Annotated in this window: 2 protein-coding genes and 1 other annotated feature; both genes read left to right on the top strand. The window is 60.9% G+C overall.

The window, feature by feature from the left end:
• The first annotated feature begins 121 nt into the window (after positions 1 to 121).
• Entirely contained in the window at positions 122 to 649 is a 528-nt protein-coding gene (locus tag ACO0LV_RS18475; protein ID WP_424789384.1) for a hypothetical protein, read from the top strand.
• Complete coding sequence (locus ACO0LV_RS18470; RefSeq protein WP_424789383.1) at positions 547 to 963, top strand: transposase; 417 nt, start codon at positions 547 to 549, stop codon at positions 961 to 963. Before ACO0LV_RS18475 ends, ACO0LV_RS18470 begins: the two co-directional genes overlap by 103 nt.
• Positions 768 to 899, top strand: a sequence feature (AL1L pseudoknot). (Overlaps the previous gene by 132 nt.)
• Positions 964 to 1,119 lie beyond the last annotated feature (156 nt).

Genomic DNA, 1,119 nt, shown 5'->3' with positions numbered 1-1,119 from the left:
ACCTGACACCCGGGGCCGGTGATGGCCAACCCTGGGCAGATCCCATGGCCATCACCGGGCAGATCTCGTGACCGTCAACGGGCAGGCATCACGACCGCCCCTGGGCAGTTCCCACTGTCCCTTGACATTCGACGCGCGCAAACACACCGGCAGGGTGCTTACAAAAATCGGTGAGAAGCACGGCGAAGGGTGGGAGGTGGACTCCATCGACCCCAGGGCCGGGACGTTGACCGCCTCCCGGTTCGCCCAGATTACCGAGGTCAGTGCCACCGAGTCGGCCGACACGATGTTGCTCGGGCTGGCCAGGGGGACCAGGCCCAGTGACGGGGAGAAGATCGCCGCGAAGTTCGAGGACACCCACCCCGGCTACAAGCTCACCAAGTTCGACCCCTACTTGGGTCAGGCCACGATGACCAAGCTGTCCAACCCCGTCATCCGCGCCCGGGATGAACCGCCCCGGGTTTGGTGGAGGGTTGCGATCTTGGGAGGATCGGACTCATGTCAACGAAGCGATACCCGGCTGAACTCAAAGAGCGTGCAGTACGGATGGTATTTGATTGCGAGAAGGATTACGACTCGCGATATGCGGCTATCAAGGCCGTGGCGAAGAAATTGGATATCGGACCGGAAAGCCTTCGTCTGTGGGTGAAGAAGACAGACGCAGCAGGCAAACCGTCTCGCGAGCCGAGTGTCGATCCGGCCCGGGTGAAGGAACTGGAGCGGGAAGTTAAAGAATTGCGGCGGGCGAATGAGATTCTGAAAGCTGCGGCGTCTTTCTTCGCGCGGGAGCTCGACCCGCCACGTCGGCAATATGCCACTTCATCGAGGCGCATAAAGAGCGCTTCGGGGTCGAGCCGATCTGCCGAGTGCTCACCGAGCATGGCTGCAAGATCGCCCCGAGCACCTATTACGCCTGGCGAGATCGCAAACCAAGTAACCGCACTATTCACGAAGCCTACATGAGAAATGAGATCCACGACATGCGATTTAGAGGCTCTTCCGGTTTGAGGGTGCGTTGAGGGGCTGATCAGGCGGCGTGGTGGGCCTGGGAGCAGGTGGGCCTTGGGTGAGGATTGGAGGTGCTAACCAGTCCGATCCAAACACCCAAGGCCCGCGATG

The sequence above is a fragment of the Pseudactinotalea sp. Z1739 genome (genome assembly GCF_049725055.1).
In the GTDB taxonomy this organism is placed as follows: domain Bacteria; phylum Actinomycetota; class Actinomycetes; order Actinomycetales; family Beutenbergiaceae; genus CALKWS01.
Note: the sequence above shows the minus strand (reverse complement) of the source record. Positions and strands in the feature narration are given on the sequence as shown.